The sequence below is a fragment of the Clostridium sp. MCC345 genome (assembly GCF_018785345.1).
Lineage (GTDB): Bacteria > Bacillota > Clostridia > Lachnospirales > Anaerotignaceae > Anaerotignum_A > Anaerotignum_A faecicola.
Genome location: NZ_WQPP01000064.1, coordinates 48035 through 73083, shown reverse-complemented (window position 1 = coordinate 73083; position 25049 = coordinate 48035). Strand labels below are relative to the sequence as shown.

Annotated in this window: 28 protein-coding genes, 1 pseudogene, 1 riboswitch and 1 other annotated feature; of the genes and pseudogenes, 25 read left to right on the top strand and 4 right to left on the bottom strand. The window is 48.5% G+C overall.

The genetic code is table 11. From position 1 onward, the window contains the following. Positions 1-20: 20 nt before the first annotated feature. Positions 21-3674, top strand: a complete 3654-nt coding sequence (gene addA / locus GPK49_RS11455) for a helicase-exonuclease AddAB subunit AddA (RefSeq protein ID WP_215677979.1) — start codon at positions 21-23, stop codon at positions 3672-3674. A 111-nt stretch (positions 3675-3785) separates the two neighbouring features. Here the strand turns inward: addA and GPK49_RS11450 are convergent, their stop codons facing one another. Beyond that, entirely contained in the window at positions 3786-3956 is a 171-nt protein-coding gene (locus tag GPK49_RS11450; protein ID WP_016407512.1) for a DUF362 domain-containing protein, read from the bottom strand. Between the two features lie 145 nt (positions 3957-4101). Beyond that, the gene (locus tag GPK49_RS11445; RefSeq protein ID WP_215677977.1) at positions 4102-4632 is read right to left on the bottom strand and encodes a gamma carbonic anhydrase family protein; all 531 of its coding nucleotides are present in this window, start codon (positions 4630-4632) and stop codon (positions 4102-4104) included. Positions 4633-4785: 153 nt separating this feature from the next. Here GPK49_RS11445 and GPK49_RS11440 point away from each other — a divergent pair, with 153 nt between their 5' ends. The 15 genes from GPK49_RS11440 (at position 4786) to GPK49_RS11370 (ending at position 15423) form a co-directional block, all read left to right on the top strand. Continuing rightward, positions 4786-5739, top strand: a complete 954-nt coding sequence (locus GPK49_RS11440; RefSeq protein ID WP_215677975.1) for a metal ABC transporter substrate-binding protein — start codon at positions 4786-4788, stop codon at positions 5737-5739. After that, positions 5736-6485, top strand: a complete 750-nt coding sequence (locus GPK49_RS11435) for a metal ABC transporter ATP-binding protein (protein ID WP_215677973.1) — start codon at positions 5736-5738, stop codon at positions 6483-6485. The genes GPK49_RS11440 and GPK49_RS11435 overlap by 4 nt, the downstream gene beginning before the upstream one ends. Then, positions 6482-7303, top strand: coding sequence for a metal ABC transporter permease (locus tag GPK49_RS11430; RefSeq protein ID WP_215677971.1), 822 nt, complete (start codon positions 6482-6484; stop codon positions 7301-7303). The genes GPK49_RS11435 and GPK49_RS11430 overlap by 4 nt, the downstream gene beginning before the upstream one ends. A gap of 63 nt (positions 7304-7366) precedes the next feature. Next, positions 7367-7618 (top strand): TIGR03905 family TSCPD domain-containing protein, encoded by a 252-nt coding sequence (locus GPK49_RS11425; protein WP_016407507.1) that lies wholly within the window; start codon positions 7367-7369, stop codon positions 7616-7618. A 207-nt stretch (positions 7619-7825) separates the two neighbouring features. Then, the gene (gene rpmG, locus GPK49_RS11420) at positions 7826-7975 is read left to right on the top strand and encodes a 50S ribosomal protein L33 (protein WP_118579801.1); all 150 of its coding nucleotides are present in this window, start codon (positions 7826-7828) and stop codon (positions 7973-7975) included. Between the two features lie 40 nt (positions 7976-8015). Beyond that, positions 8016-8285, top strand: coding sequence for a preprotein translocase subunit SecE (gene secE, locus GPK49_RS11415; RefSeq protein WP_016407506.1), 270 nt, complete (start codon positions 8016-8018; stop codon positions 8283-8285). A 105-nt stretch (positions 8286-8390) separates the two neighbouring features. Then, entirely contained in the window at positions 8391-8912 is a 522-nt protein-coding gene (nusG, locus tag GPK49_RS11410; protein ID WP_118580461.1) for a transcription termination/antitermination protein NusG, read from the top strand. A 103-nt stretch (positions 8913-9015) separates the two neighbouring features. Continuing rightward, the gene (gene rplK / locus GPK49_RS11405; protein WP_016407504.1) at positions 9016-9441 is read left to right on the top strand and encodes a 50S ribosomal protein L11; all 426 of its coding nucleotides are present in this window, start codon (positions 9016-9018) and stop codon (positions 9439-9441) included. 82 nt (positions 9442-9523) lie between these two features. Continuing rightward, entirely contained in the window at positions 9524-10219 is a 696-nt protein-coding gene (rplA, locus tag GPK49_RS11400) for a 50S ribosomal protein L1 (RefSeq protein WP_016407503.1), read from the top strand. Positions 10220-10276: 57 nt separating this feature from the next. Continuing rightward, positions 10277-10400: a sequence feature (ribosomal protein L10 leader region), on the top strand. 37 nt (positions 10401-10437) lie between these two features. Beyond that, positions 10438-10932, top strand: a complete 495-nt coding sequence (gene rplJ / locus GPK49_RS11395; RefSeq protein ID WP_016407502.1) for a 50S ribosomal protein L10 — start codon at positions 10438-10440, stop codon at positions 10930-10932. 109 nt (positions 10933-11041) lie between these two features. After that, positions 11042-11407 carry a 50S ribosomal protein L7/L12 gene (rplL, locus tag GPK49_RS11390; protein WP_174707771.1) on the top strand — a complete coding sequence of 122 codons (366 nt, stop codon included), beginning with the start codon at positions 11042-11044 and terminating at the stop codon, positions 11405-11407. 309 nt (positions 11408-11716) lie between these two features. Then, positions 11717-12100, top strand: coding sequence for a heavy-metal-associated domain-containing protein (locus GPK49_RS11385; protein WP_215677969.1), 384 nt, complete (start codon positions 11717-11719; stop codon positions 12098-12100). A 197-nt stretch (positions 12101-12297) separates the two neighbouring features. Continuing rightward, the gene (locus tag GPK49_RS11380; RefSeq protein ID WP_288666775.1) at positions 12298-12771 is read left to right on the top strand and encodes a Fur family transcriptional regulator; all 474 of its coding nucleotides are present in this window, start codon (positions 12298-12300) and stop codon (positions 12769-12771) included. Between the two features lie 195 nt (positions 12772-12966). Beyond that, on the top strand, positions 12967-13281 hold the full coding sequence (locus GPK49_RS11375; protein ID WP_016407498.1) for a DUF6110 family protein: 315 nt from the start codon (positions 12967-12969) through the stop codon (positions 13279-13281). 57 nt (positions 13282-13338) lie between these two features. Beyond that, positions 13339-15423, top strand: a complete 2085-nt coding sequence (locus GPK49_RS11370; protein ID WP_215677967.1) for a heavy metal translocating P-type ATPase — start codon at positions 13339-13341, stop codon at positions 15421-15423. Between the two features lie 115 nt (positions 15424-15538). Here the strand turns inward: GPK49_RS11370 and GPK49_RS11365 are convergent, their stop codons facing one another. Continuing rightward, positions 15539-16435, bottom strand: a complete 897-nt coding sequence (locus tag GPK49_RS11365; RefSeq protein WP_215677965.1) for a hypothetical protein — start codon at positions 16433-16435, stop codon at positions 15539-15541. Positions 16436-16705: 270 nt separating this feature from the next. On the opposite strand from GPK49_RS11365, the gene GPK49_RS11360 reads away from it, so the two are divergent. From GPK49_RS11360 to thiD, 6 genes are all read left to right on the top strand, one after another. Next, entirely contained in the window at positions 16706-17650 is a 945-nt protein-coding gene (locus GPK49_RS11360; protein ID WP_215677963.1) for a calcium/sodium antiporter, read from the top strand. An 18-nt stretch (positions 17651-17668) separates the two neighbouring features. Then, entirely contained in the window at positions 17669-18430 is a 762-nt protein-coding gene (locus tag GPK49_RS11355; protein WP_215677955.1) for an alpha/beta hydrolase-fold protein, read from the top strand. Between the two features lie 62 nt (positions 18431-18492). Further along, positions 18493-18599: riboswitch (TPP riboswitch) on the top strand. Positions 18600-18893: 294 nt separating this feature from the next. After that, positions 18894-19403 carry an energy coupling factor transporter S component ThiW gene (gene thiW, locus GPK49_RS11350; RefSeq protein ID WP_016407493.1) on the top strand — a complete coding sequence of 170 codons (510 nt, stop codon included), beginning with the start codon at positions 18894-18896 and terminating at the stop codon, positions 19401-19403. A 13-nt stretch (positions 19404-19416) separates the two neighbouring features. Continuing rightward, the gene (gene thiM / locus GPK49_RS11345; protein WP_215677953.1) at positions 19417-20238 is read left to right on the top strand and encodes a hydroxyethylthiazole kinase; all 822 of its coding nucleotides are present in this window, start codon (positions 19417-19419) and stop codon (positions 20236-20238) included. A 17-nt stretch (positions 20239-20255) separates the two neighbouring features. Further along, on the top strand, positions 20256-20897 hold the full coding sequence (thiE, locus tag GPK49_RS11340; RefSeq protein WP_215677951.1) for a thiamine phosphate synthase: 642 nt from the start codon (positions 20256-20258) through the stop codon (positions 20895-20897). A 40-nt stretch (positions 20898-20937) separates the two neighbouring features. Continuing rightward, complete coding sequence (gene thiD / locus GPK49_RS11335) at positions 20938-21735, top strand: bifunctional hydroxymethylpyrimidine kinase/phosphomethylpyrimidine kinase (protein ID WP_215677949.1); 798 nt, start codon at positions 20938-20940, stop codon at positions 21733-21735. A gap of 353 nt (positions 21736-22088) precedes the next feature. Here thiD and GPK49_RS11330 read toward each other — a convergent pair whose 3' ends face one another. Continuing rightward, positions 22089-22874 (bottom strand): PhzF family phenazine biosynthesis protein, encoded by a 786-nt coding sequence (locus tag GPK49_RS11330; RefSeq protein WP_016407489.1) that lies wholly within the window; start codon positions 22872-22874, stop codon positions 22089-22091. Between the two features lie 158 nt (positions 22875-23032). Here GPK49_RS11330 and GPK49_RS11325 point away from each other — a divergent pair. From GPK49_RS11325 to pgeF, 3 genes and pseudogenes are all read left to right on the top strand, one after another. Continuing rightward, positions 23033-23785, top strand: a pseudogene (locus GPK49_RS11325) (ribonuclease HII); the annotation flags it as partial. Beyond that, the gene (locus GPK49_RS13240) at positions 23777-24172 is read left to right on the top strand and encodes a YraN family protein (RefSeq protein ID WP_444876960.1); all 396 of its coding nucleotides are present in this window, start codon (positions 23777-23779) and stop codon (positions 24170-24172) included. The pseudogene GPK49_RS11325 and the gene GPK49_RS13240, both read left to right, overlap by 9 nt. Before the next feature lie 22 nt (positions 24173-24194). Next, complete coding sequence (gene pgeF, locus GPK49_RS11320; RefSeq protein ID WP_215677946.1) at positions 24195-25001, top strand: peptidoglycan editing factor PgeF; 807 nt, start codon at positions 24195-24197, stop codon at positions 24999-25001. Positions 25002-25049 lie beyond the last annotated feature (48 nt).

The window sequence follows — 25049 nt, the reverse complement described above, 5'->3', positions numbered from 1 at the left end:
CAGTGTGGGGAGGAACGGCGATGGCAAACAGATGGACGAAGGAGCAGAAACAGGCGATTGATGCGAGGGGCAGCGATTTGCTGATTGCGGCGGCGGCAGGCAGCGGCAAAACGGCGGTTCTCGTGGAGCGCATTATCACGAAGCTTTTGCGGGAGGGGCAGGAAATAGACAGACTGCTTGTGGTGACGTTTACGAATGCGGCGGCATCCGAAATGCGGCAGAGGATTGGCGTGGCGATTGCGAAGCAGCTGGAGGAAACGCCCGAAGATATCCATTTGCAAAACCAGATGGCGTTTTTGCCAAGGGCAGATATCAAGACCATCCATGCCTTCTGCTTGCAGGTGATTCGGGAATATTATCATTTGTTGGAGCTTGACCCGAAGGTGCGCACTGCCGACCCTGCGGAAATCAAGCTGCTGCAGAAGGAGGTGCTGGAGGAGTTATTCGAGACGCTTTATGCGGCAGAGGACAGCCAGTGGTTTTTTGACCTGTTGGAAACCTTTTCCTCCTCTACGAAGGATACGCCCTTGCAGGATTTGGTTTTGCAGCTGTATACCTTTGCGGAGGGCAGCCCGAACCCGAAACGGCAGTTAGAGCAGCTGGCGGAGAGCCTTTTCCTTGCGGAGGGGGAAACGGTAGATGCCTGCGGCTGGTTTTTGCTGATTCGGCAGAGTGTGGAGACTGCTTTGGACTATGCGCGCTATCAGCTGAAAAAGGCATGGCAGATGGCAGATGAGGGCGAATTTGGCGGCTATCATAAGCTTCTGACGAACGAGGTCGCGATGGTGGAGAACTTTGCGGCGGCATTGCAGAAAAAGTATGCCGACTGGCGGCTGGCGTATCTTGCGATTGATTTTGCGCGCCTGCCTGCCTACCGCGGCGAGGAAAAGGAAACGGCGGAGCGCATTAAGGCATTGCGAAACGAAGCGAAGGATATGATTAAAAAATTGCAGGAGACGATTTTTGCTTATAGCCCCGAAATGCAGGCAGACCTGGTGCGGCGGATGTATCCCGTTGCGCAGGGGCTTGCGCGGCTGACGAAGCTGTTTCTGGATGCCTTTGCGGCGGCAAAGCGAGAGAAAAATATGATAGATTTTCATGATTATGAGCATTTTGCACTGGAGATTCTTGTGAACGAGGACGGCACGCCGACAGAAGCGGCGGCGGAGCTGCGGCAGCGGTATGATGAAATCATGATTGACGAATATCAGGACAGTAACTTAGTGCAGGAAACGATTCTGGCGGCAGTTTCGGGCGAAAGCATCGGCGAGAATAATCGGTTTATGGTGGGTGATGTGAAGCAGAGCATTTATCGCTTCCGTCAGGCGATGCCCGAATTATTCAATGAGAAATATCAGCGGTATCCTGCGGAGGAGGGACGGAAGGAACGGAAAATCGTGCTTTCCAAGAACTTCCGCAGCCGTAAAAATATATTGGATGGCGTGAATTTTATTTTTCGCCAGATCATGCAGAAGGAATTTGGAGAGATTGCATATGATGATGCGGCGGCGTTATATGCAGGAATGACGTTCCCCGACTGCGCAGAGCCGCACGGCGGCGAGAATGAGATTCTTCTGATTGCGACAGCGGAGGCAGAGGATTCCGAGCTTTCGGAGGAGCTGAAAGAGCTGGACAGACGGCAGGTGGAGGCGACCGCGATTGTCGCAAGGATTCGCGCGCTGATGGAAAGCAGCTATCAGGTTGTGGATAAGAAAACAGGCGCATATCGCCCCCTGCGGTATGGGGATATTGCGATTCTGCTGCGCTCCATGAAGAATTGGAGCAGTGTGCTGGATGATGTATTCGGCAAGGCAGGGATGCCCTATTATGCGGAAACGGCGGAGGGCTATTTTGAGGTGCCGGAGGTAGAAACCATGCTGCATTTGCTGCGGCTGCTGGATAACCCCAGACAGGATATTCCCCTGCTTTCGATTTTACACTCGCCCATTTATGATTTTTCTGCGGATGCGCTGATGCAGATTCGGTTGCAGGGCGGCAAGGGATTGTATTATGACTGCCTGCGGCGTTATTTGCAGGAGGGCGAGGATGCGGCACTGCGCGCGCGGATTTCTGCTTTTCTTGCAGATTTAACACATTGGCGGAACGAGGTGCGGAATTTTTCTCTGCATGAGCTGCTGCGGCTGCTGTACCGGGAAACGGGGTATTATGATTATCTGAGTGTGACGGCAGGGGGGACGCTCAGGCAGGCGAATCTGCGGCTTTTGCTGGAAAAGGCGGAGCAATACGAGAAGGGCAGCCATAGGGGACTGTTTTATTTCATCCGCTATGTGGAGGATATGAAAACGGCGGAGGCGGAAACATCTTCCGCAAAGCTGCCGACCGAGGGCGAGGATCGGATGCAGGTGATGACGATTCACAAGAGCAAGGGTCTGGAATTTCCTGTGGTTTTCGTGGCGGATATGGGGAAAAGCTTTAATGAGCTGGATATCCGCAGTGCGGTGCTGCTGCACCAGAAATGGGGCTGCGGTATGGATTATACGGATATCGAAAAACGGGTTTCCTACCGCACACTGGCAAAGCGTGCGCTGGCAGAGGCAATCAGAGAGGAAAACCTTGCAGAGGAGCTGCGCGTGCTTTATGTGGCGCTGACGCGTGCAAAGGAAAAGCTGATTCTGACGGGAACGGTGAAGGATTTTGAAAAGGCGTTTCTGAAATGGGGCAGTACGGCGGACTGCGATACGGAGATTCTGCCTGCATCCCGTCTGCGGCGCGCGAAAAGCTATCTGGACTGGGTGATGCCTGCCTATCTGCGGCACCCTGCGAGAGAGCGGCTTGCGGCAGAATGGGAGGACGGATTGCCGAAGCAGTGTGTTTTTTCTGCGGAGGAATCGGCATGGAGGCTTTCCTGCATGACAAAGGACGAGGCCTTGCAGGAAACGGCGCAGGAGCAGAAGACTGCCGAGGAACAGCGGGATTTTTTTGCGGCATGGGAAAGCCCTGCGGAAATGACGGAGGAGCGGCAGGCGGTTTTCCGCATTTTAAGCTGGCAATATCCCCATGGGAAGGAAACAAGGCTGCCTGCGAAGCTTTCCATTTCGGAAATCAAGCGGAAATATCAGGAGGAAATGACAGGCGAAATCATTATGCCTGCACATCAGGAAATCAGACTGCCCGATTTTGCGGAAAAGCGGAAGCTGAGCAGTGCCGAGATGGGTACGGCGATGCATACCTTTATGGAAGAAGCGGATTTTCGGAAGAAATATACGAGGGAGGAAATTGACAGCTTGACGGCGGAGCTGGTGCAGAGAGGCAGACTGACGGAGGAAGAAGGAAAATATCTTCGGAGAAGGGAGCTTCTGCAATTTTTCGAGTCCGAACTGGCGGAACGGCTGCGTGGGGCTGAGAGGATAGAGAAGGAACGCCCGTTTTCTGTGCTGATGCAGCCGAAGGAATTATTCTTCGGGGAGGAATATCGAGAGGTGACGGACGAAATTCTGGTAAACGGGATTATTGACTGCTACTTTACGGAAAAAGATGTCGGGATTCTGATTGACTATAAGAGTGACCGCATTTACGATGAAGAAGATCTGAAGGCGCGATACCGCATCCAGCTGGAGTTGTACCGGACGGCGCTGGAGAGAGCAATGGGGATTTCCATTCGGGAGACCTATCTTTATTCCTTTGCGATGGGGAAGGCAATTCTTTTGACATAAGAGGAAAAGGAAGCATACTCAATTAAGACAAAAACAGATTTTTGACTTATTCAGACAAAAAAAGACAAAAAAAGTGAGCCTGACGGCTCACTTTTTCGCTTTAAGTAAAAATTATTCAGCTTTGATTGCGCCTGTGGGACAGTTGCCTGCACAAGTACCGCAGTCGATGCATTCAGCAGCGTTGATAACGTAAACACCGCCGTCTTCATGGATGCAACCTGTAGGGCAGCCGCCTGCGCAAGCGCCACAACCGATGCATTCGGGACCGATTTTATGAGCCATTGGAAACACCTCCTTCATCTTTTTACATGCCTATTTTATCGCAGAACAATGTAATTTGCAAGGTGTATTTCATGTTTTTATGAGAAAAAGCTATTAAAAGGCAGAAAGTCATGGGTTTTTTGAAAAAGAAAAGGAGGGTTTCTTCTTACAGAAGGCTGTCATTTTCCTGCTCCTGTCTTTCGTATTCTGCCTTATATTCCTGATATTCCTGCGTGGAAATGCGGATTTCATCATATTCCGCCTGCGTGATGGGGCGGACGATGCGACAGGGAATGCCATACGCCATGTGCCCCTTGGGGATGCGCATACCGCGTTTGACGATTGCGCCTGCGCCGATGAAGCAGTTTTCCTCGATGACTGCGCCCTCCTGAATGATTGCGCCCATGCCGACGAGGACGTTATCATGAATGGTGCAGCCATGGATGATGGCGTTATGCCCGATGGTGACACCTGCGCCGACATGGATATCGTAACCCGTTTCTACATGGAAGGTGACGTTTTCCTGTAAATTTGTTTTGTCGCCGATGGTGATTTTTCCATAGCCTGCGCGCACAACTGTACCGGGATAGACAATGACATCCTCGCCCAGCTCCACACTGCCGATGATTTCTGCGGTAGGGAAAATGAAACAGCTTGCGGGAACTTTTGGAATCAGGTTTTTATATTTACGAATCATGGGTGAGCTCCTTTCAAAAGAAAAAATAAATGCTATTCTCATCATATCGGGAAAGCGGACGCTTGACAAGAGAAAGATGATTGTATACAATGCTATCATATCTAATTGCAAATGATTTGCAATAAGAAATTCAGGCGAAATGGCGGAGAGAATATGAAAAAAAAGGGACTTGTGCTGTTTTTGCTGTCAGCCTTGCTTTTTACGGCATGCGGCACGGAAAAAAATAAAACCGAAGAAACAGATAAATTGACGGTCGTGACTAGCTTTTACCCTGTTTATCTGCTGGCGCAGGAGATTGTGCAGGGAGCAGAGGGAATCAGATTGGAAAATATGGCACAGCCGCAGACGGGCTGTCTGCATGATTATGAATTATCCATTTCGGATATGAAGCTGTTGGAAACGGCGGATATATTCATCATTAATGGTGGCGGTATGGAAAGCTTTTTGGAGCAGGCGCTGGAACGATATCCCGAACTGACGGTGGTAGATACCTCCGAGGGGATTGCTTTGTTAGAGGAAGAAGAACATCATCACCATGATGAGGAGGAAGAATCGGAAGCGCATGAACACGAGCAGGAGCATGAACATGAGGGCAATTCCCACATTTGGCTTTCCCCTGCAAGGGCGGCGCAGCAGGCAGAAAACATTGCGGCGGCATTAAGCGAGATGGATCAGGCGGACGCGGCTGTTTTTGCGGAAAATGCGGCGAGGTTCAAGGCGGAAACGGATGCGCTTTTGCAGGAGGCGGCGCAGCTGAATTTGCCGGAAGGCACGGAAGCAGAGGTATTCCATGAGGGCTTTGCATACTTTGCGGAGCTGTTTGGGATGGAAATTGCAAGCGGTATTTTTGTGGACGAATACCAGGTACCTTCTGCGAAGGAGCTGACCGAAGCGGCAGATGAAGCGAGGGAACATAAGATACAATTCTTTCTGACGGCGGCAGATGACGGCAGGATTTATGCCGAAACACTGGCGCAGGAAACGGGCGAAACGATTACGCTCTTAGACCCACTGACAACGGCGGCAGAAGGAAACCCCTCTTATACTGAGCGAATGAGAAGAAATATACAGGCTGTTGCACAGCATTGGAAGGAGGCGGCGGCATGAGCAACCATAACAGTTGCGGACTTTGCAGCATTGAAATGAAAAATATCAGCGTGACGAGCGGCGAGGATATATTGCTTGACAACATCAATCTGACGTTTCACTGCGGTGAGCTGACAGCCCTAATCGGGAAAAACGGCGCAGGGAAAACCACGCTGCTGCGTACCCTTCTGGGAGAACGGCAGTATAAAGGAAGTATCTCCTTTACAGACCATCATGGTGTTGTGATGCCGGTTCCTCGGATTGGCTATGTGCCACAGCATTTGGATTTTGACAAGAGTATGCCCATTTCCGTTTCGGATTTTATTGCGGCGGCGAAGGGCGGCAGTCCTGTCTGGTTTGGCAAGCAGAAAAAAATGCAGGCGCATATCCGAGAGATTCTGGAGGACATGGAATGTGGGTATTTGGCGGAGCGCAGACTGGGGGCACTGAGCGGCGGTGAACTGCAGCGGGTGCTTCTGGCACTGGCAACCGATCCGGTTCCTGATTTACTGGTTTTGGACGAGCCTGTTTCCGGTGTGGATATGGCAGGGCTTGACCTGTTTTACAAAAGAGTGACAGAGCTGAGGGATAAGCAGCACATGGCAATCCTTCTGGTTTCGCACGACTTGGGATTGATTCGCAAATATGCCGACCGTGTGGTGCTGCTGGATAAAACCGTTGTGGCACAGGGCGATGCGAACAAGGTTTTTGCAACAGACGCATTTCGGGAAGCGTTTGGGTTTTCCTTTGAGGAGGTGGCGAAATGATGCAGCTTTTGACGATATTTCCGATGCTTCAATATGACTTTATGAGGCACGCCTTTCTGGCGGCGGTTCTGATTGCGCCGCTATTTGCCCTGCTTGGGACGATGGCGGTTAACAACAAAATGGCGTTTTTCTCGGATGCACTGGGGCATAGTGCCTTTACGGGCATAGGGCTTGGGGTTTTGCTGGGGATGCAGGAGCCTCTGCTTGCGATGCTTGCCTTCGGGATTTTTCTTGGTCTGGTGATTACAAAGGTGAAATCCGCAAATATGGTTTCCTCGGATACGGTCATCAGTGTATTTTCCTCGGCGGCAATGGCGTTGGGGATTGTGATTCTTTCCGCCAGCGGCGGCTTTGCAAAATATTCCTCCTATTTGATTGGGGATATTCTGACGGTCGGGCGGAAGGATTTATGGACGATAGGGATTGTGCTTGTTGCGGCGTATGTGCTGTGGGCATTGCTGTATAATCAGCTGCTGCTGCTGAGTGTGAACCGCTCTCTGGCGGCAAGCCGCGGTGTGCGCGTGATGCTGGTGGAAAATATATTTGTGATAATGGTTGCGGTTGCGGTTATGGTTTCCATCCGCTGGGTGGGGATACTGATGATTAACTCGCTTCTGATTCTGCCGGCGGCGGCAGCAAGAAATATTACTTCCTCTGCCGGAAGCTATCATTGGACTGCGACTGTGTTTGGCTTGCTTTCTTCCGTTGTGGGCTTATGGGTTTCCTATTCCTGCGGCACCTCTGCGGGGGCAACGATGGTGCTGACGGCGGCGGTACTGTTCTTTCTTACCTATCTGATTGGGAAAAGCCGAAAATAAAGTTGAAATCAGGCGGAAAATGTGGTATTTTCTTTTGGATAAGAGAGAAGGAGGAAGAAAGAGATGCATGTAAAATATAACACAAAGGGCACCTGCGCGGTTCGCATTGAATTTGATGTGGAGGACGGCGTAGTGAAAAATGTTGCATTTTTAGGCGGCTGTGACGGCAACCACAAGGGCATTGCGGCACTTGTAGAGGGACAGAAGCCTGAGGAGGTGGCAAAGAAGCTGAAGGGCATTACCTGCGGCAGAAGAACCACAAGCTGCCCCGACCAGCTGGCGCTGGCACTGGAGGATTTTATGAAAAATCAGTAAAAAATTCCCGAAAAACGATAAATCAGACCGGAAAAAACAGTAAAAAGCCTGAAAATAACGGGCTTTTCCGGATTTTCGGTTGACAAGAGGAGGACCTTGTGCTATTCTTTATGAGAAGACGCAGGTCTTTTTTTTGTGTGCTGAGAAAATTTTCGGCAGACAGAATTTTAAGCAAACAACACATCATCAGAGACGGAGGTGAAAACCTTGAGAACAAGAATTACCTTGGCTTGCACAGAGTGCAAACAGAGAAACTACAGCACAACAAAGGACAAAAAAGTTATGCCTGACAGAATGGAAATCAAAAAGTATTGTAAATTCTGCAAATCTCACACACTGCACAAAGAAACAAAATAATTGAGGTGTGGAGACATTCCGTAGTTAAGGAGTGAACGTATTGGAAGAAAAAAACATCACAAACCAAACGAACGAAGTGAAGCAAACAAAGCCAGCTCCTCAGGCAAAAGCAAAAAAGAAAGACAATGACAAAGATACTTTTGCGGATTACAAAGCAGAGTTCAAAAAGATCGTGTGGCCTACACGCATTGAAGTTGTGAAGAAAACAGCAACTGTTATTGTCACATCCTTTATCATTGGCGTTATTATTTTCTGCATGGACACGGTGTTTACAGCCGGCTACAGTGCAATCATCGGTCTTTTAGGTTAATAAGGAAAACAAATAGAAAAAGGATGGTTTAGAATGTCTGAAGAAATCAATAAAGCAGAGGAAACAAAAGTCGAAGAAGAAAGCCTTGCAGCAGAAGAAACCAGAATGATTTCCGATGAGGCAAGATGGTATGTTGTGCATACCTACAGCGGCTACGAAAACAAGGTTAAGGCCAACATCGAAAAGACAGTGGAAAACAGAGGGATGCAGGATCAGATTTTCGAGGTCAGCGTACCCCTGCAGGACGTTGTTGAGATGAAGGATGGCCGTAAGAAAACCGTACAGCGTAAAGTTTTCCCCGGTTATGTACTGCTGAATATGATCATGAATGACGAGACATGGTATGTCGTTCGTAACACAAGAGGCGTAACAAGCTTCGTTGGTCCGGGCTCCAAACCCGTGCCCCTGACAGACGCGGAAGTGCGTGCAATGGGCATCGGCGGCGAGGTGGAAAATCTGGATGTAGAAGTTGGCGACACTGTTCGCGTTGCTACAGGTCCTTTTGCGGAATCTGTTGGCCAGATCCAGGAGATCAATGCCAATAAGAAGACATTGGTCGTAAGTCTTTCCATCTTTGGCAGAGAGACACCGGTAGAGCTTGATTTCGCTCAGATTGATAAGCTGTAACAGCTTACACATTTTTTAGTTAATTGTTTGTTAAACGGCAGAAAATTCTGCCGAGTGGGAGGGAAAATCCCCGCTAATTACCACATTTATAGGAGGTGCCATCATGGCAAAGAAAGTAACAGGTTATATTAAATTACAGATCCCCGCAGCGAAGGCAACACCCGCTCCTCCTGTTGGTCCCGCACTGGGTCAGCATGGTGTGAACATCATGGGCTTCTGCAAGGAATTCAATGAAAAAACAGCATCTCAGGCTGGTCTGATCATCCCTGTAGTTATTACAGTATATCAGGACAGAAGCTATTCTTTCGTTACAAAAACACCCCCCGCAGCAGTTCTGCTGAAAAAGGCAGCCGGCATTGAAGCAGCTTCCGGCACACCTAACAAAACAAAGGTTGCAAAACTGCCCAAGGCAAAAGTAATGGAAATTGCTGAAATGAAAATGCCCGACCTGAACGCAGCTAACGTTGAAGCAGCTTACAGCATGATCTGTGGCACAGCTAGAAGCATGGGTATCGTTGTTGAAGAATAAGCCGAATTTTTAAACAGATAAATTACGGCGTATAGAGTGGGAGGGAATTCTCCCGATACTACCACATAAGGAGGTCACGAAAGTGAAAAGAGGTAAAAAATATAGCGAGGCAGCTAAGCTCGTAGATAGCACAATGCTGTATGATGCAGCAGATGCAATCGATCTGGTACAGAAAACATCTACTACAAAATTTGACGCTACAGTAGAAGCACATATTCGTTTGGGTGTTGACAGCAGACATGCTGATCAGCAGGTTCGTGGTGCCGTAGTTCTTCCTCACGGTACAGGTAAAACAGTTCGTGTATTGGTATTCGCAAAGGGTGCAAAGGCTGAAGAAGCACTTGCAGCAGGTGCGGATTTCGTAGGCGCAGAGGATCTGATTCCTAAGATTCAGAATGAAAACTGGTTCGGTTTCGACGTTGCAGTAGCAACTCCCGATATGATGGGCGTTGTTGGCCGTCTGGGTCGTGTGCTGGGTCCTAAAGGCCTGATGCCCAACCCCAAGGCAGGCACAGTAACCATGGATGTTACAAAAGCAATCAATGACATCAAAGCAGGTAAGATCGAATACCGTCTGGATAAGACAAACATCATTCATGTGCCTGTAGGCAAGGTATCTTTCGGTTCCGAAAAACTGGCAGAAAACTTCCAGACTCTGATGAGTGCAATTATAAAAGCAAAACCCCAGGCTGCAAAGGGTCAGTACATGAAGAGCGTTGTACTGACAACCACAATGGGCCCCGGCGTAAAAGTAAACCCTGCAAAAATTTCCGAATAATCTTTGGAAAATTCCTTGACAGGCGCTTGTTTATAGGGTAAAATGAACAAGTTGAATGAAAAAACTGAATCATTGCCGTAGACAGCAGGTGCGGTTTGCCGCGTAAATCCTGCCGAGGAAAAATTGCTATGAGCGTTTCAGCCTCTTTGTCTATGTGCAAAGAGGCTTTTTCAATGACAGGAAACAAAAGTAGGATTCCGAGGAGGTGTAAGGAAACAATGGCAAAAGTTGAACAGAAACAGGTAGTTGTAAACGAAATCAAAGAAAAGCTGGAAAAGGCAGCATCCGTAGTTATGGTTGATGCAAGAGGCTTGACTGTAGAACAGGACACAGCACTGAGAAAACAGCTCAGAGATGCAGGTGTTGATTATAAAGTTTACAAAAATACAATGATGCATTTTGCAATCCAGGGCACAGAATTTGAAGGCCTGGACGAATATCTGGCAGGTCCCAGCGCATTCGCATTCTCTTATGAAGATGCAACAGCAGGCGCAAGCATCCTGAACAAGGTAGCAAAGGATGTAAAAGAGCTGGAATTCAAAGCAGGTGTGGTTGAAGGCGTTGTTTATGACGCAGAAGGCATGAAGAAGATTGCAGATATCCCTTCCAGAGAGGTTCTGCTCTCCAAACTGCTGGGCAGCTTCAAATCCCCCCTGTCCTCTTTCGCACGCGTTATCGATCAGATCGCAAAGAAAGACGCAGCAGCGGAATAATCTTAGAAAGAAAACCGCATAAGCAAAGAAGATGTGCATAGGCACGGCGATTTGCAAAACAAAGAAAACTTGAAAAAAATATTATCGGAGGTGCTTTACAATGGCAAAACTGACAATCGAAGAAATCATCGCAGCAGTAAAAGAACTGACAGTACTGGAACTGAATGATCTGGTAAAAGCAGCAGAAGAAGAATTCGGCGTATCCGCAGCAGCAGGCGTAGCAGTAGTAGCTGGCCCCGCAGCAGGCGATGCAGCAGCTGAAAAGACAGAATTTGACGTTGAACTGACAGAAGTTGGTTCCGAAAAGATTAAAGTAATCAAGGTTGTTCGTGAAGTAACAGGTCTGGGTCTGAAAGAAGCTAAGGAAGCTGTAGACAACGCTCCCAAGGTTCTGAAAGAACAGGCTTCCAAAGAAGATGCAGAAGCAATCAAGGCTAAACTGGAAGAAGTTGGCGCTAAAGTAACACTGAAGTAATCTTCTGAAATCCTAAGAATCCTTAACATCCGCAGGAATTTTCCTGCGGATGTTTTTTTGTGCAGCTATTGTGTAGAAATAAATTATTGATAGAAATAAATCAAAAAGGAATGAAAAAACCAGTTGACAGGTAGGAAAAACAGTGCTACAATAAATCCATAAGTTAGTCAAAGCTAACAGTAAAAATTATCACTCATCCGATCGAGCCAATCGGAAAATACATCAAAAAAATCTTTTTACATACGAAGGATGGATATTTTGTCCATCTTTTTGTATGTGGAAAAGCAGGAGAGAAAGAGAGGGATTTTTATGCTGCTTAACAGTATCGTGGCAGTTGTGATTATTGTGATTGCGATTTTTACGGTGAAAAAATATAAAATGAGTATGAAATACGGCTGCTGTGGCTCTGCGGACAGCGGAGAGGGCAGAAGGGTTGAGGTAGCGGACAAGAATCCGGAGGATTACCCCTATACTGCCGTTCTGGATATCAAGGGGATGACCTGCGAAAACTGCGTGCGGTATGTGGAAAATGCACTGAATGAGCAGGGAGACATTTGGGCCGTGGCAGATTTGAAAAGAAATTCCGCTTTTGTGCGGATGAAAAAGGAATATACCGATGAGCAGTTTAAAATGATTTTGCGTCCAACGGGGTATACGCTGGTGGGCGTAAGAGACAGAAACAAGAATAAATAGGGCATTTCTTTTTCTACATAAATATAGGAAAAAATATAAAAATGTGATGGGGAGCTTTTTCTGTCACATTTTTAATTTATAAAAACGGGATTTTTCGAACGGATATACCATGCAGTTATTGACAACTAACTAATATTAGTCTATACTAATCACAAAATCAGTTTTTATCAGATATAAAAAGGATTGGAGGCGCAGGGGTGAGACAGTTTACAAAAATCGAAAAGGAAGCGCCAATAGATTTTGAAAATTTTCGTATTCACATGCAGAGAGAGATGATTTTACGAAAGCTGAAGGAAGGCGGCTACCGCATCACAAAGCAGCGTATTGCGGTGATTGATATTATTCTGGAAAATGATTGCGGCAGCTGCAAGGAAATCTTATATAAAACATCGAAAATCAACAAGAAAATCGGTACGGCAACGGTATACCGCACGCTGAATATGCTGGAGGAAATCGGTGCCATCAACCGCAGAAATCTCTATAAATTTTCGGAAATGACAGAGCCTGCGGAGGCCAGAGTCATAACTGTGATGCTGGAGGACGGTGGAAAGCTGCATTTGGATGCGGCAGAGTGGAACAGGGTGTTGCAGACGGGTCTGCGAGACTGTGGTTACCTGAAGGACGAAAGGGTGCTTTCTGTAAAAAATGCCTATAAAACAGATGTAATTTGAAAAAAAATATCAATAAAGGATGTTATGCTTGGCTAATCTTACAAAAAAGTGCTATTATTAGACAGAAAACAACAGATGAGGAGGTTTTGTATGAAAAATCATAAAACATGGGCATGGCTTTGCGTGTTTTGTTTCTTCATGACCATGCTCACCGGTTACAAGAGAAAATGATAAGATTTAAAGGAGGTTTTTGATATGCTTAAAAAATGTCTGGATTGTGTAAAAAATATTAAGTTGGATAAGGTTGCTGTTTTTGCAGGTGGTGTGCTGTTCGGTACAGCAGGGCTGAAGGTTCTGGGCAGCAAGGATGCGAAGAAGGTTTACACACAGGGTACTGCTGCAGTGCTGCGTGCAAAGGATTGCGTGATGAAAACAACAAATGTTGTACAGGAAAACGCAGAGGATATTTTGGCTGAAGCAAAGCAGATCAACGAGAAACGCTACGAAAAGGAGAACTCCGTAGAGGAAGCAGAAGAAGCTGAAGAAACAACAGAAGCAACAGAAGCATAAGGAACGAGAGTTCTGATAACGGGGCCTATGGCTCCGTTTTTCTTTGGAGGTGTAAACATGAGATTTCAAATTAAGCATGAAATAGAGGGCAGACTTCGTGTGCACATGATGCAGAACAGAATGACCTTTGCTGAGGCGGATACCCTGCAATACTATCTGGAGGGGCTGCCCGGCGTGGCACACGCTAAGGTATATGAAAAGACCTGTGATGCCGTTGTTACATACACTGCGGAGCGTGCAGACATCATTACTGCATTGAAGCAGTTCTGCTATGACAGGGTGGAGCTGCCTACGGCAATTTCCGGACATTCTTCCAGAGAGATGAATGCGGAATATCAGAGCAGGCTGGTTGGACAGACATTGATACATTTCGGGAAAAAGCTGTTCCTGCCTTATCCCGTTCGCGCGGCAATTACGGCTGTGAAATCCGCAAAATATCTGTATCAAGGGGCGCATTGCCTGCTGCAGCGCAAAATTGAGGTCAGCGTACTGGATGCGGTTGCTATCGGCGTTTCCGTATTCCGCGGCGAAATGAACACAGCAGCATCTGTTATGTATTTGTTAGGGATCGGCGAAACATTGGAGGAATGGACACATAAGAAGTCCGTTGACGATCTGGCAAGGAGCATGTCTTTGAATGTCAGCAAGGTATGGCTGCTGCAGGACGGACAGGAAATTCTGGTTTCGGCGAAGGAGGTTGCGCTTGGTGACAGCGTTGTTGTTCGCATGGGCAATGTCATTCCCTTCGACGGGGTCATTCGTCAGGGCGAAGCAATGGTCAATCAGGCATCCATGACGGGTGAATCCCTGCCCGTCAGAAAGGAAGTCGGTACATACGTCTACGCAGGTACGGTTGTGGAGGAAGGCGAAATCGTTTTACAGGTCAGAGAAATGAGCGGCTCCACACGGTTTGAAAAAATCGTAACCATGATTGAGGATTCCGAAAAGCTGAAATCCACAGTGGAAAGCAGAGCAGAGCATCTGGCGGACAGACTGGTTCCGTATACCCTGCTGGGGACAGGATTGGTTTATGCGCTGACAAGAAATGTGACGAAGGCACTGGCTGTACTGATGGTTGACTTCTCCTGCGCATTGAAGCTTTCTATGCCTATCTCCGTGCTTTCTGCAATCCGCGAAGCCGGTTCTTATCATATCACCGTAAAGGGCGGCAAATATCTGGAAGCAGTTGCGGAAGCAAATACCATCGTATTCGATAAAACAGGCACACTGACAAAGGCAAAGCCTGCGGTTCGCAGGGTTTACACCTTCTGCGACAAGGAGGAAGACGAGCTGCTGTGTCTGGCGGCCTGTCTGGAGGAGCATTTCCCTCATTCTATGGCAAAGGCGGTTGTTTCTGCGGCGGCAGAAAAAGGTCTGGAGCACGAAGAAACCCATTCCAAGGTGGAATATATCGTTGCACACGGCATTGCATCTTCCGTAGAAGGGCAGAAGGTTGTGATTGGCAGCTACCATTTTGTATTTGAAGATGAGGCATGCACGATTGACCCTGCGGAGCAGGAAAAATTCGATGCACTGCCGAAGGAGTATTCTCACCTGTATCTGGCAATTGACGGCAGGCTGGCGGCGGTTATCTGCATTGAAGACCCCCTGCGTGCAGAGGCGGCAGAGGTAATCAGCAATTTGAGAGCGCTTGGTCTGAAAAGAATCGTAATGATGACGGGGGATAACGAGCACACCGCGGCAGCAATCGCAAAAAAGGTCGGCATTGAGGAATACTTTTCCGAGGTTCTGCCGGAGGATAAGGCGGAATTTGTACGCAAGGAAACAGAAAAGGGCAACAAGGTTATTATGATTGGTGACGGTATCAATGATTCTCCTGCGTTGTCTGCGGCAAATGTCGGCATTGCTATCAGCGATGGCGCAGAGATTGCCCGCGAAATCGCAGATATCACGATTGCGGCGGACGATTTGCATGAGCTGGTAAAGCTGAAACGGCTCAGTAATCTGCTGATGAAGAGAATTCACAGAAATTATCGTGCAATCGTCGGCATCAATGCAGGGCTAATCGCGTTTGGCGTAGCCGGCGTATTTATGCCTGCAACATCTGCATTGCTGCATAATATTTCTACGTTGGTTATCAGCTTGCAGGATATGCGGAATCTGCTGGATGACGCAGAATAAGAAAATCCTTCGGAAATTTCCGAGAACTTTATAAAACAGCATAATAAAAGACCGATGCTGCAAAGCAATTTCAGTTTACAGTATCGGTCTTTTTTGTTATCTATGAAGTGAACGATTACAGCCACTGCCTGATTCTGCCGGGCATAATGCGTTTATGCCCATATATAAAGTCAATTAGCGCTTTTCTGTCAATGATATCCATTCCGGCTGTGTTTTTATATTCTCCCTCAACGGTAAACAGGAAAACCTTATCTCCGTTGGCTGTTAATTCCTTATAATGACTGCCGTCAAGAGGCGTTTTTCCTGTCTTGACCTGCGGATATGCCTTGTGGCTGCCGTCTCTTGCTACGGCAACAAATTCATAGGTCTGCGTACCCAGCTTATTTGTACTGGAGTAGAGGAGATAGCCTTTTTCTAACTGCAAATACAAGCTGACGACCTCCTCCACATCTTCCGGCTGTAGGAAATCCAGAATTTCTTCTTTTTTCACAGCGCAGTCAGGATAGAATTGTGTTCCGGTAATCGTATTATACAGGTACTCCGAGTATTTCAACGGAACATCCCCCTTTATTCGTTGCAATGCTGCGCTTGCCCGAAAGCTGTTTACAACCCTTCCGGGCACCATCTCAACAGTGCCGATTTCATGGAATTCGACATCCACATAGTTGATGACATCCTCATAGATATGCGCGGCATCACAGCTATATTTCCATGTGCTCAGCACACGACATAAATAGTAAACGCCATTATGGCGTGTCCAAATCAGATCATCCACAGCCATTTCCTTTAAGGCGTGAATGGATACAACAAAGCCGCGACAGGAATCATACTGCATGCGCCCTTTTTTCTCACATTCTTCGATAGAAGTCGGGATATAGGGGATGCCATCTGTATTGCGTAAGCACCAGCCTACGCCCAGAATATTGTTTTGCAGGCAGAATTCAAATGCTTTCCCATCCTGACTGCCTGTTTTTACGGTGGTTCTCCACAAATAGATATCCTTATCTGTCATTCTATGAGCATCCCCTTTTCTATACGGTTTGTTTTTTGTTTTGCTCGTTTTATCAGATATCTTTATCATACAGTTTCTACAGCTATCTGTAAACTTTCTGCAGAATATTTTGCTGCGTCAGCTTATGAAAATGGCTTTCCGAAAAAATGGCAATGCGCGAGGGAGATTTTTTTTGCCCGAAAATCAGGGAGGACAGTAGATTTTTCTGTATCATAGGGGTATAATGAGACAATATATTTTACGTCAGAAAAAAAGAGGAGAGCGTGCGTGATGCAGATAGTATTTGCCCTTGTGGCTTTGGTGGTTGGCTTTGTGCTGTTGGTAAAGGGAGCGGATTGGTTCGTGGAGGGCTCCGCAGGCATTGCAAATAAATTCGGGATTCCGCAGATTGTCATCGGGCTGACGATTGTAGCCATGGGGACGAGCATGCCTGAGGCGGCGGTCAGTATTTCGGCGGCGCTGCGCGGCAGTGCGGAAATCACGATAGGGAATGTAGTAGGCAGCAATATCATGAATATTCTGGTGATTCTGGGCTTGACAGCGGTGGTGTGTCAGATTGCGGTGCAGAAAACAACGATTCATTATGAAATTCCGATGGTGATTGGTGTGACGATTTTATTGGCAGTTATGGGGCTGCAGAACAATATCATCAGCAGAGCAGAGGGTGTCATCCTTCTGGCATGCATGGTGGTGTATATGCTGTATCTTCTGCGGCTGGCAAAAAGAGGCGTTGTGGAGAATGAGGAGATGGACGCATACGCGAAGCAGGTATCCTTCGGCAGGTTGATTCTGCTTGTTGTGGTTGGTGTGGCAGCAATTATTTTCGGTAGTCATGTGGCTGTGGAGGCGGCATCTGCCATTGCGCGTATTTTCGGCATAAGTGAACGTTTTATCGGACTGACAATCGTTGCCTTTGGCACTTCCCTGCCGGAGCTGGTGACAAGTGTGGCGGCGGCAAGAAGGGGCAATTCGGATATTGCGGTGGGCAATATTGTTGGCAGCAACCTGTTTAATATTATGTTTGTGGTCGGTATTACGGCGGTGATTGTGCCGGTTGTGTATCAGCCTACATTCTGGGTGGACAGCGTTGTGGCGGTTGCGGCAGCGGTGCTTCTGCTGGTATGTGTTTACCGCGGAAGGGTTTTGAAACGCCGGCACGGACTGCTGATGCTTGCCTGCTATGGCGGCTATTTTGCGTATCTTCTGCTGGCGTAAGGAGAAAGAAGGGATTTTATGCACGTTCGATATTACAAAGAATATTCACAGCATTTGCAGAGAGGCATGGAGTTTAAGGTATATGGGCATGCAGGGCTGCCGATGATTGTTTTTCCGTGTCAGGACGGGAAATTCTATGATTTTGAGGATAGAGGCATGGTGAATACCGTTGCGGACAGGCTGGAAAACGGACAGCTGCAGCTGTTCTGTGTAGGCTGTGTGGATGCGGAAACGTGGAGCGCGGTATGGGGTGACCAGCATGGCAGAATTCTCTGGCATGAGCAGTGGTTTCGTTATCTCTGTGAGGAATTTCTGCCGCGCCTGCATCAGATTCACAGCGAAACGGACGGCGTTTCCTATGAAGGCAGAGTGATGCTTGCAGGGATGAGCATGGGCGGCTATCATTGCGTGAACCTCTATCTGAGAAGACCTGACCTTTTCGGCGGATGCCTTTCGTTGAGCGGTCTGTTCCATGCAGGGTATTTCTTCCCGAATTATGATGATGTGGATATTTATTATAATTCGCCTGTGGATTACTTGCCGCAGATGCCGCAGGATCATCCGTTGGTGGAGCAGTTCCGCCGCGGAAGGATTATTATTTGCTGCGGACAGGGCGCATGGGAGGATGAAGCGAAAAAGGACGCATGGATTTTGAAGGAGCAGTTTGAACGGCTTGCTGTGCCGGCGTGGATTGATTTCTGGGGCGAGGATGTGAACCACGATTGGCCCTGGTGGGAGAAGCAGTTTCCGTATTTCGTGGGGAAGCTTCTGGAGGGCTAGAAGGATTGGCAGAGTGAAGGTCTTGCCATTTTTGGCAGAGAGGTATATAATTAAATTTACAAGTGAACACAAAGGGGAGCTTGTCTTGCAGGCTGAGAGGAAGGAAAAGCCTTCGACCCATAACCTGATTTGGATAATGCCAACGTAGGGACGCTTGAAAAAGACGTGAAAGCGTTGGGAAACTTCCAAAGGAGAGGTTTCCCTTTTTGATTGCAAAATAGTATAAAAACTTTCTGACGGATTCCGAAGCAAGGAAGCTGACCCGATGGAGCATCGGGAGGACAGAGGGGGAGCGCCCTATATCCTGCAGAAAGAACAACAGCGATGGGAAGCCGTGTTCCGGCGTGAGAGGAAGCCAGTGAGTTTCGACCGATTTTTCTGAAAGCCCTTTTCAAGGGGGAAGTCTATGTATTTCAGGAAGAACGCTGTCTGTTCTTCCTTGTTGAGAAAGGAGTCTATCAAAATGAAGCAATTCGGAACAAGAAAATTATGTTATGCAGGTATTTTATGCGCGGTGGCAGTGGTTGGCAGCTTTTTCTATATCCCTGTATTCGGGAGCAAATGTGTGCCGGTGCAGCACATGGTAAATATTCTGTGTGCGGTGCTTCTGGGACCGTTTTATGGCGTGGGTGTTGCATTCTGCGCAAGCTTAATCCGAAATCTTCTGGGTATCGGCAGTTTGATGGCGTTCCCCGGCAGTATGTTTGGGGCGTTGCTTTGCGGACTGATGTTCTGGAAAACGAAAAACATTCCATTGACGCTGCTGGCTGAGGTATTTGGTACGGCAATTCTGGGCGGTCTGTGCGCGTATCCCGTTGCGATTCTGTTTATGGGAATGCAGGCAGGGCAGATTGCGTTTTATGCCTATGTCATTCCGTTTCTGATTTCCACGGCAGGCGGTGCGATTTTGTCCGGTATTCTGCTGGGGGCATTGCGGAAAACAGGGATTCTGAAAACGGCGGCAGTCAGATAAGGAGGTAAGGAAAATGTTAAAGGAAATGCTGAATCATGTGCGGGAAAAATGCCCGCTCATTCATAATATTACAAACTATGTAACCGTAAACGATTGTGCGAATATTCTGCTTGCGTGCGGCGGTTCTCCTATTATGGCGGACGATGCTGAGGAGGCGGAGGAGATTACAGCAATCTGCGGCGGCTTGAATATCAATATCGGGACGCTGAATCAGCGCACCATTCCTGCGATGCATTTAGCAGGCAAAAAGGCAAACGAATTGGGACACCCTGTTGTATTAGACCCTGTTGGGGCAGGTGCATCCAAGCTGCGGACGAATACCGCCAAGGCACTGCTGGAGGATATTCATTTTACGGTTCTGCGTGGGAATATCTCCGAAATCAAGACACTGGCTCTGGGCACAGGCGGCGCAAAGGGCGTAGATGCGGATATCGCGGACAAGGTTACGAAGGAAAATCTGCCGCAGACGGTTGCATTTGCAAAGAAATTTGCGCGGGAAACGGGTGCGGTGATTGCCATTACGGGCGCGATTGATATTGTTGCGGACAGCGAAAGGGCATTTTGCATTTACAACGGACATCCCATGATGAGCAGCATTACAGGAACAGGCTGTCAGCTTTCTGCGATGACGGCGGCCTATGTGACGGCAAACCCCGAAGCTCCCTTGGAGGCGACGGCGGCGGCAGTCTGCGCCATGGGCATTTGCGGCGAAAAGGCACATGCAAGGCTGACAGAGCAGGATGGTAATTCCAGCTACCGCAATTATATCATTGATGCCATCTGCAAGCTGACCGGCGAAGAACTGGAAAGCTGTGCGAAATATGAAATCCTTTGAGAACGGGAGGAAAAGCAATGAAATGTGAAAAGGAAACCATGCTGCTGTATGCCGTAACAGACCGTATGTGGACAGGCAAGCAGACGTTAATGGAGCAGGTTGAGGATGCACTGAAGGGCGGCGCGACCTGTGTACAGCTGAGAGAAAAGGAACTGGATGAGGAAAATTTTCTGAAGGAAGCCATTGAAATGAAGGCGTTGTGTGCGAAATACGGCGTGCCCTTTATCGTGAATGATAACGTGGAAATTGCCATCAAATGCAAGGCAGACGGGATTCATGTAGGGCAGAGCGACATGGAGGCAGGCAATGTGCGTGCTTTGGTTGGCGAGGACATGATCATCGGCGTTTCTACAAAAAATGTGGAGCAGGCATTGGCGGCACAGAAGGCAGGTGCGGATTATCTGGGTGTTGGCGCAATGTTCCATACGGGGACAAAGCTGGATGCGGAGGAGGTTTCTCGCGAAGCGGCGCAGGAAATCACAGCGGCGGTGGATATCCCTGTGGTTGCCATTGGCGGCATCAATAAGAAGAATATTCTGGAGCTGAAGGGTACCGGTGTGGACGGTGTGGCTCTGGTTTCCGCGATTTTCGGCGCAGAAAATATCGAGGAAGAATGTAAGACATTGAAGACCCTTTCCGCGGAAATGGTGCAGGCGTAAAAAATTGCGAGAGCAAGGAAAAAGTTTGGAGGAAGACAGCATGAAAACAGCATTGAGCATTGCAGGCAGCGATACCAGCGGCGGCGCAGGGGTTCAGGCGGATTTGAAAACCATGACGATGAACGGGGTATTCGCCATGAGCGCGATTACAGCATTGACGGCGCAGAATACCACCGGCGTACAGGGGATTTTTGAGGTAACACCGGAATTTCTGGGGATGCAGATTGACAGCGTATTTACGGATATCCGCCCCGATGCGGTGAAAATCGGGATGGTTTCTTCTGTAAACCTGATTTCCGTGATTGCGGAAAAGCTGACGGCATATCATGCGGAAAATATCGTGGTTGACCCTGTGATGGTTGCGACCAGCGGTGCAAAGCTGATTAGCGAGGATGCAGTTTCTGCGCTGAAGGAAAAGCTTCTGCCCCTTGCGACGGTTGTTACGCCGAACATTCCCGAGGCGGAGGTGCTTGCCGATATGAAAATTACAAGCCCTGAGGATATGGTAACGGCGGCGGAAATCATCAGCAAGGCATACCATTGTGCGGTGCTTTGCAAGGGCGGACACAGCATGAATGATGCGAATGACCTGCTTTATGATGAAAAGGGGGCACATTGGTTCCGCGGAAAGCGCATTGATAACCCCAATACCCATGGCACAGGCTGTACGCTTTCCAGTGCGATTGCGGCAAATCTGGCAAAGGGAAACGATTTGGAAACCGCAGTGGAGCGGGCGAAGGAATATATCTCCGGTGCGTTGGCGGCAATGCTTGATTTGGGCGCAGGCAGCGGCCCGATGAATCATGCGTTTGATTTGAAGGAAGAATATACGAAGTGAAAAATAGAAAAAAGCATAGCTTGGTGAAGATATGGGGTTCGCCCGTTTAGAACATGCAGGCGCGTCTGCGCCGCTTTTCTCCCTGCCGTTTCCGGCTTGTGGGGAAGGGTTTGGAAAGGGAAACTTTGTTGCCCTTTCCTCGTCTGCGGGGGTTCGGGACCCATTACGAAACGGGTCCCGAGTTTTTGTTACTTTTTAGCATAAAAAGTAAGGAAGAACGCCTTTGTTTTGCCATGAAAGTTCTAAACGGGCGAGTGGCTTATCTTCACTAAGCATTATTTTGTTAACAGGCTAAAATGACAGAAAAAAGGCAGACATTTGAGAATATCAAATGTCTGCCCTTTTTGTTTGACTTAATTTTCTTCTTCTACATACAAATCTGCGATGGAATACAGAACGGCTGTGCCGGCAAGGCTCAGTCTATCCCCGTGCATTTCACAGTACAGCGTGCCGCCGCGCTTGGATGCCTGACGGGCAACCAGCTTTTCCTTCCCCAGCTTCTGTGCCCAAAGGGGAACGATATGGCAATGACCGCTGCCGCAAACGGGGTCCTCGGCGACTGCAAGCTTGGGGGCAAAGGTGCGAGATACGGAATCATATTCCTTGCCCCTTGCGGTAATATGCTGCAGCAGACCATCCAGCGCCATCAGCTTTGCCTGATCGGGTGTCAATGTGGGGATGGCATCTGCATTTTCTGTCACACAGAGCAGGTCACGCCCCATCCATGCCTCTGTGATTTTTACACCGAAGGCATCCTCCATGGCAGGGGTAACAGGAATTTGTTTCAGTTCATACGCAGGGAAATCCATTTCCAGAAGCTCGCCCTTTTTCAGAACGGTCAGTGCGCCGCTCAGGGTCTGGAAGGTGATGGAGTCTGCGTCCTTTTCAAAGAAACGGAACAGCACATAAGCCGTACCCAGTGTTGCATGACCGCAGAGGTCAATTTCGCCGCCGGGGGTAAACCATCTGAGGTGATAGCCTGCGCCCTCCTTTACGGCAAAGGCGGTTTCGGACAGGTTGTTTTCGCCTGCGATTTTCTGCATCAGTGCATCGGAGGGGTATTTGTCCAGTACACAGACTGCGGCAGGGTTGCCCTCGAACACCTTTTCTGCAAATGCGTCAACGTGATAACATTTCATAATACAAGACCTCCTTAGGTGAATATATTTTTTCTGTACTCAGCATAGCACAGGAGAGAATATCACACAATTCAAAAATTGTATGGCATACGCTTTCGTTGCAAGAACGGAGAAAATAGTGTATGATACGAGGGATGAAAAAAGAAAAGAGGGAGAATATGCAGTCAATCAATGAGATAAAAGAGATTTTGAGCCGTTGTTCGATAGATGCCCTGCCTGCGCAGCTAAAGCAATGGGAAGGGGACAGCCGCAAGGGTGTGCAGAATGTGTTGACCTCTTTTCGGAAAAAATACGAAAGGCATTTGCAGGAGCAGGCACGCTTAGAGGAAATTCTGACCTATGAACGGGGCTGTTGGGCGGCAGGCTATGCGCTTGTTGCAGGGATTGACGAGGTTGGCAGAGGACCTTTGGCGGGGCCTGTGGTTGCGGCGGCAGTGGTTTTGCCGCAGGAATGTAAAATTGAAGGCGTGAATGATTCCAAAAAGCTTTCCGCAAAAAAACGAGAGGAATTATATGATGTGATTCTGGAAAAAGCCGTTTCTTACGGTATCGGGATTGTTTCCAATGAGCGGATTGACGAAATCAATATCCTACAGGCAACCTATGAAGCCATGCGCGAGGCGCTTTCACAGCTAAGCCCTCATGCGGAGTATATCCTTGCGGATGCGGTAACGATTCCGCGCATTTCCACGCCGCAGAGGGGTATTATTAAGGGGGACGCAAAGAGTATGTCCATCGGGGCGGCAAGCATTGTTGCCAAGGTTTATCGTGACCGCTTGATGGAAACATACGATGCAGCTTACCCCGGCTATGGCTTTGGGGCGAACAAGGGCTATGGCTCTGCGGAGCATATTGCGGCAATTCAGGAGTTGGGGCTGACCCCGATTCACCGCAGAAGCTTTGTGAAAAATCTCCGTCCGCAGGAGGGGGACACCACAACTGATAAGGGCGGCAGAGGAGAAACGCTTGCGGCGAAGCAGATGCAGAAAATGGGCTATGAGATTCTGGAGCGGAATTTTCATGCGCTCCGGGGCGAGATTGATATTATTGCGAAGAAAGAGAACACAATCGTGTTTACGGAAGTGAAATACAGAAAAAATGAAACCATGGGAACACCTGCCGAAGCGGTGGACAGCCGCAAGCAGCAGAACATCATTCGTGCGGCAAAGGCATATATTGCGCAGGAGTGTCTGATGGAAATGGGATATGATTTCCGCTTTGATGTGGCAGAGGTGCTGAACAGCGAGGGGAAAACCTATTTCCGCTATACTGAGGATGCGTTTTGGCTTTCTGAATGATAGAAGAAAATGGGGGAGAAAGATGAAGATTAACAGAAAGAATGACTTGGAATATATTACATTTGATAATCTGGAGCAGACAGGATTGGTGAAGCACTGCTTTACGACGCGGCACGGCGGTGTCAGCACAGATTACTGGGCAAGCATGAACATGGGCTTTGCGCGCGGCGAGGAACGGGAGCCTGTTTTGCAGAATTATAAAATTCTGGCGGAGGCGGTCGGCTTTACGGCGGAAAATTATGTAACCTCTCAGCAGACACACACCACAAATGTCCGCCGAGTGACGGCGGCAGATGCAGGCAAGGGTGTCTGGACGGAGCGTGGCTATACGGATGTGGATGGGCTGATTACCAACGAGAAGCATATTCCCTTGGTGATTTTCGGGGCAGACTGTGTGCCTGTGTTCCTTTTGGATAAAAAGAACCATGCCATCGGCGTGGCGCACTGCGGCTGGGTTGGCACAGGCAACCGCATGGCGGAAAAAATTTTACAGGAGATGATGCGCACCTTTGGAACAGACCCTGCGGATGTGACGGCGGCAATCGGGCCTTCCATCGGGAAATGCTGCTTCCAGATGGATGAACCTGTGCTTGCGCTGTTCCGCAAAAACATCCCCTGGACGGAGGAGATTGTGGAAAAAGACCCTGCGGCAGAGGGGAAATATAAAATGGATTTATGGGAATGTAACCGCCGCCTGTTGGCAGAGATGGGGGTGCAGGATATCGAAATTTCGGGTCTTTGCACCAAATGCGACCAGAAGCGTTTTTATTCCCATAGAGGCATGGGCGAAAAAAGAGGCGTGATGGCGGGAGTAATAGAGCTGATTTAAGGAGAGCATAAGAAGGGAAGTACAAAAAATCGTGGTACTTCCCTTCTT

Excerpts from the sequence above, each read along its gene's own strand:
- addA (WP_215677979.1), top strand. The coding sequence starts at position 21 with ATGGCAAACAGATGGACGAAGGAGCAGAAACAGGCGATTGATGCGAGG.
- GPK49_RS11450 (WP_016407512.1), bottom strand. The coding sequence starts at position 3,956 with ATGGCTCATAAAATCGGTCCCGAATGCATCGGTTGTGGCGCTTGCGCA.
- GPK49_RS11445 (WP_215677977.1), bottom strand. The coding sequence starts at position 4,632 with ATGATTCGTAAATATAAAAACCTGATTCCAAAAGTTCCCGCAAGCTGT.
- GPK49_RS11440 (WP_215677975.1), top strand. The coding sequence starts at position 4,786 with ATGAAAAAAAAGGGACTTGTGCTGTTTTTGCTGTCAGCCTTGCTTTTT.
- GPK49_RS11435 (WP_215677973.1), top strand. The coding sequence starts at position 5,736 with ATGAGCAACCATAACAGTTGCGGACTTTGCAGCATTGAAATGAAAAAT.
- GPK49_RS11430 (WP_215677971.1), top strand. The coding sequence starts at position 6,482 with ATGATGCAGCTTTTGACGATATTTCCGATGCTTCAATATGACTTTATG.
- GPK49_RS11425 (WP_016407507.1), top strand. The coding sequence starts at position 7,367 with ATGCATGTAAAATATAACACAAAGGGCACCTGCGCGGTTCGCATTGAA.
- nusG (WP_118580461.1), top strand. The coding sequence starts at position 8,391 with ATGATTTCCGATGAGGCAAGATGGTATGTTGTGCATACCTACAGCGGC.
- rplK (WP_016407504.1), top strand. The coding sequence starts at position 9,016 with ATGGCAAAGAAAGTAACAGGTTATATTAAATTACAGATCCCCGCAGCG.
- rplJ (WP_016407502.1), top strand. The coding sequence starts at position 10,438 with ATGGCAAAAGTTGAACAGAAACAGGTAGTTGTAAACGAAATCAAAGAA.
- GPK49_RS11385 (WP_215677969.1), top strand. The coding sequence starts at position 11,717 with ATGCTGCTTAACAGTATCGTGGCAGTTGTGATTATTGTGATTGCGATT.
- GPK49_RS11375 (WP_016407498.1), top strand. The coding sequence starts at position 12,967 with ATGCTTAAAAAATGTCTGGATTGTGTAAAAAATATTAAGTTGGATAAG.
- GPK49_RS11370 (WP_215677967.1), top strand. The coding sequence starts at position 13,339 with ATGAGATTTCAAATTAAGCATGAAATAGAGGGCAGACTTCGTGTGCAC.
- GPK49_RS11365 (WP_215677965.1), bottom strand. The coding sequence starts at position 16,435 with ATGACAGATAAGGATATCTATTTGTGGAGAACCACCGTAAAAACAGGC.
- GPK49_RS11360 (WP_215677963.1), top strand. The coding sequence starts at position 16,706 with ATGCAGATAGTATTTGCCCTTGTGGCTTTGGTGGTTGGCTTTGTGCTG.
- GPK49_RS11355 (WP_215677955.1), top strand. The coding sequence starts at position 17,669 with ATGCACGTTCGATATTACAAAGAATATTCACAGCATTTGCAGAGAGGC.
- thiW (WP_016407493.1), top strand. The coding sequence starts at position 18,894 with ATGAAGCAATTCGGAACAAGAAAATTATGTTATGCAGGTATTTTATGC.
- thiM (WP_215677953.1), top strand. The coding sequence starts at position 19,417 with ATGTTAAAGGAAATGCTGAATCATGTGCGGGAAAAATGCCCGCTCATT.
- thiE (WP_215677951.1), top strand. The coding sequence starts at position 20,256 with ATGAAATGTGAAAAGGAAACCATGCTGCTGTATGCCGTAACAGACCGT.
- thiD (WP_215677949.1), top strand. The coding sequence starts at position 20,938 with ATGAAAACAGCATTGAGCATTGCAGGCAGCGATACCAGCGGCGGCGCA.
- GPK49_RS11330 (WP_016407489.1), bottom strand. The coding sequence starts at position 22,874 with ATGAAATGTTATCACGTTGACGCATTTGCAGAAAAGGTGTTCGAGGGC.
- pgeF (WP_215677946.1), top strand. The coding sequence starts at position 24,195 with ATGAAGATTAACAGAAAGAATGACTTGGAATATATTACATTTGATAAT.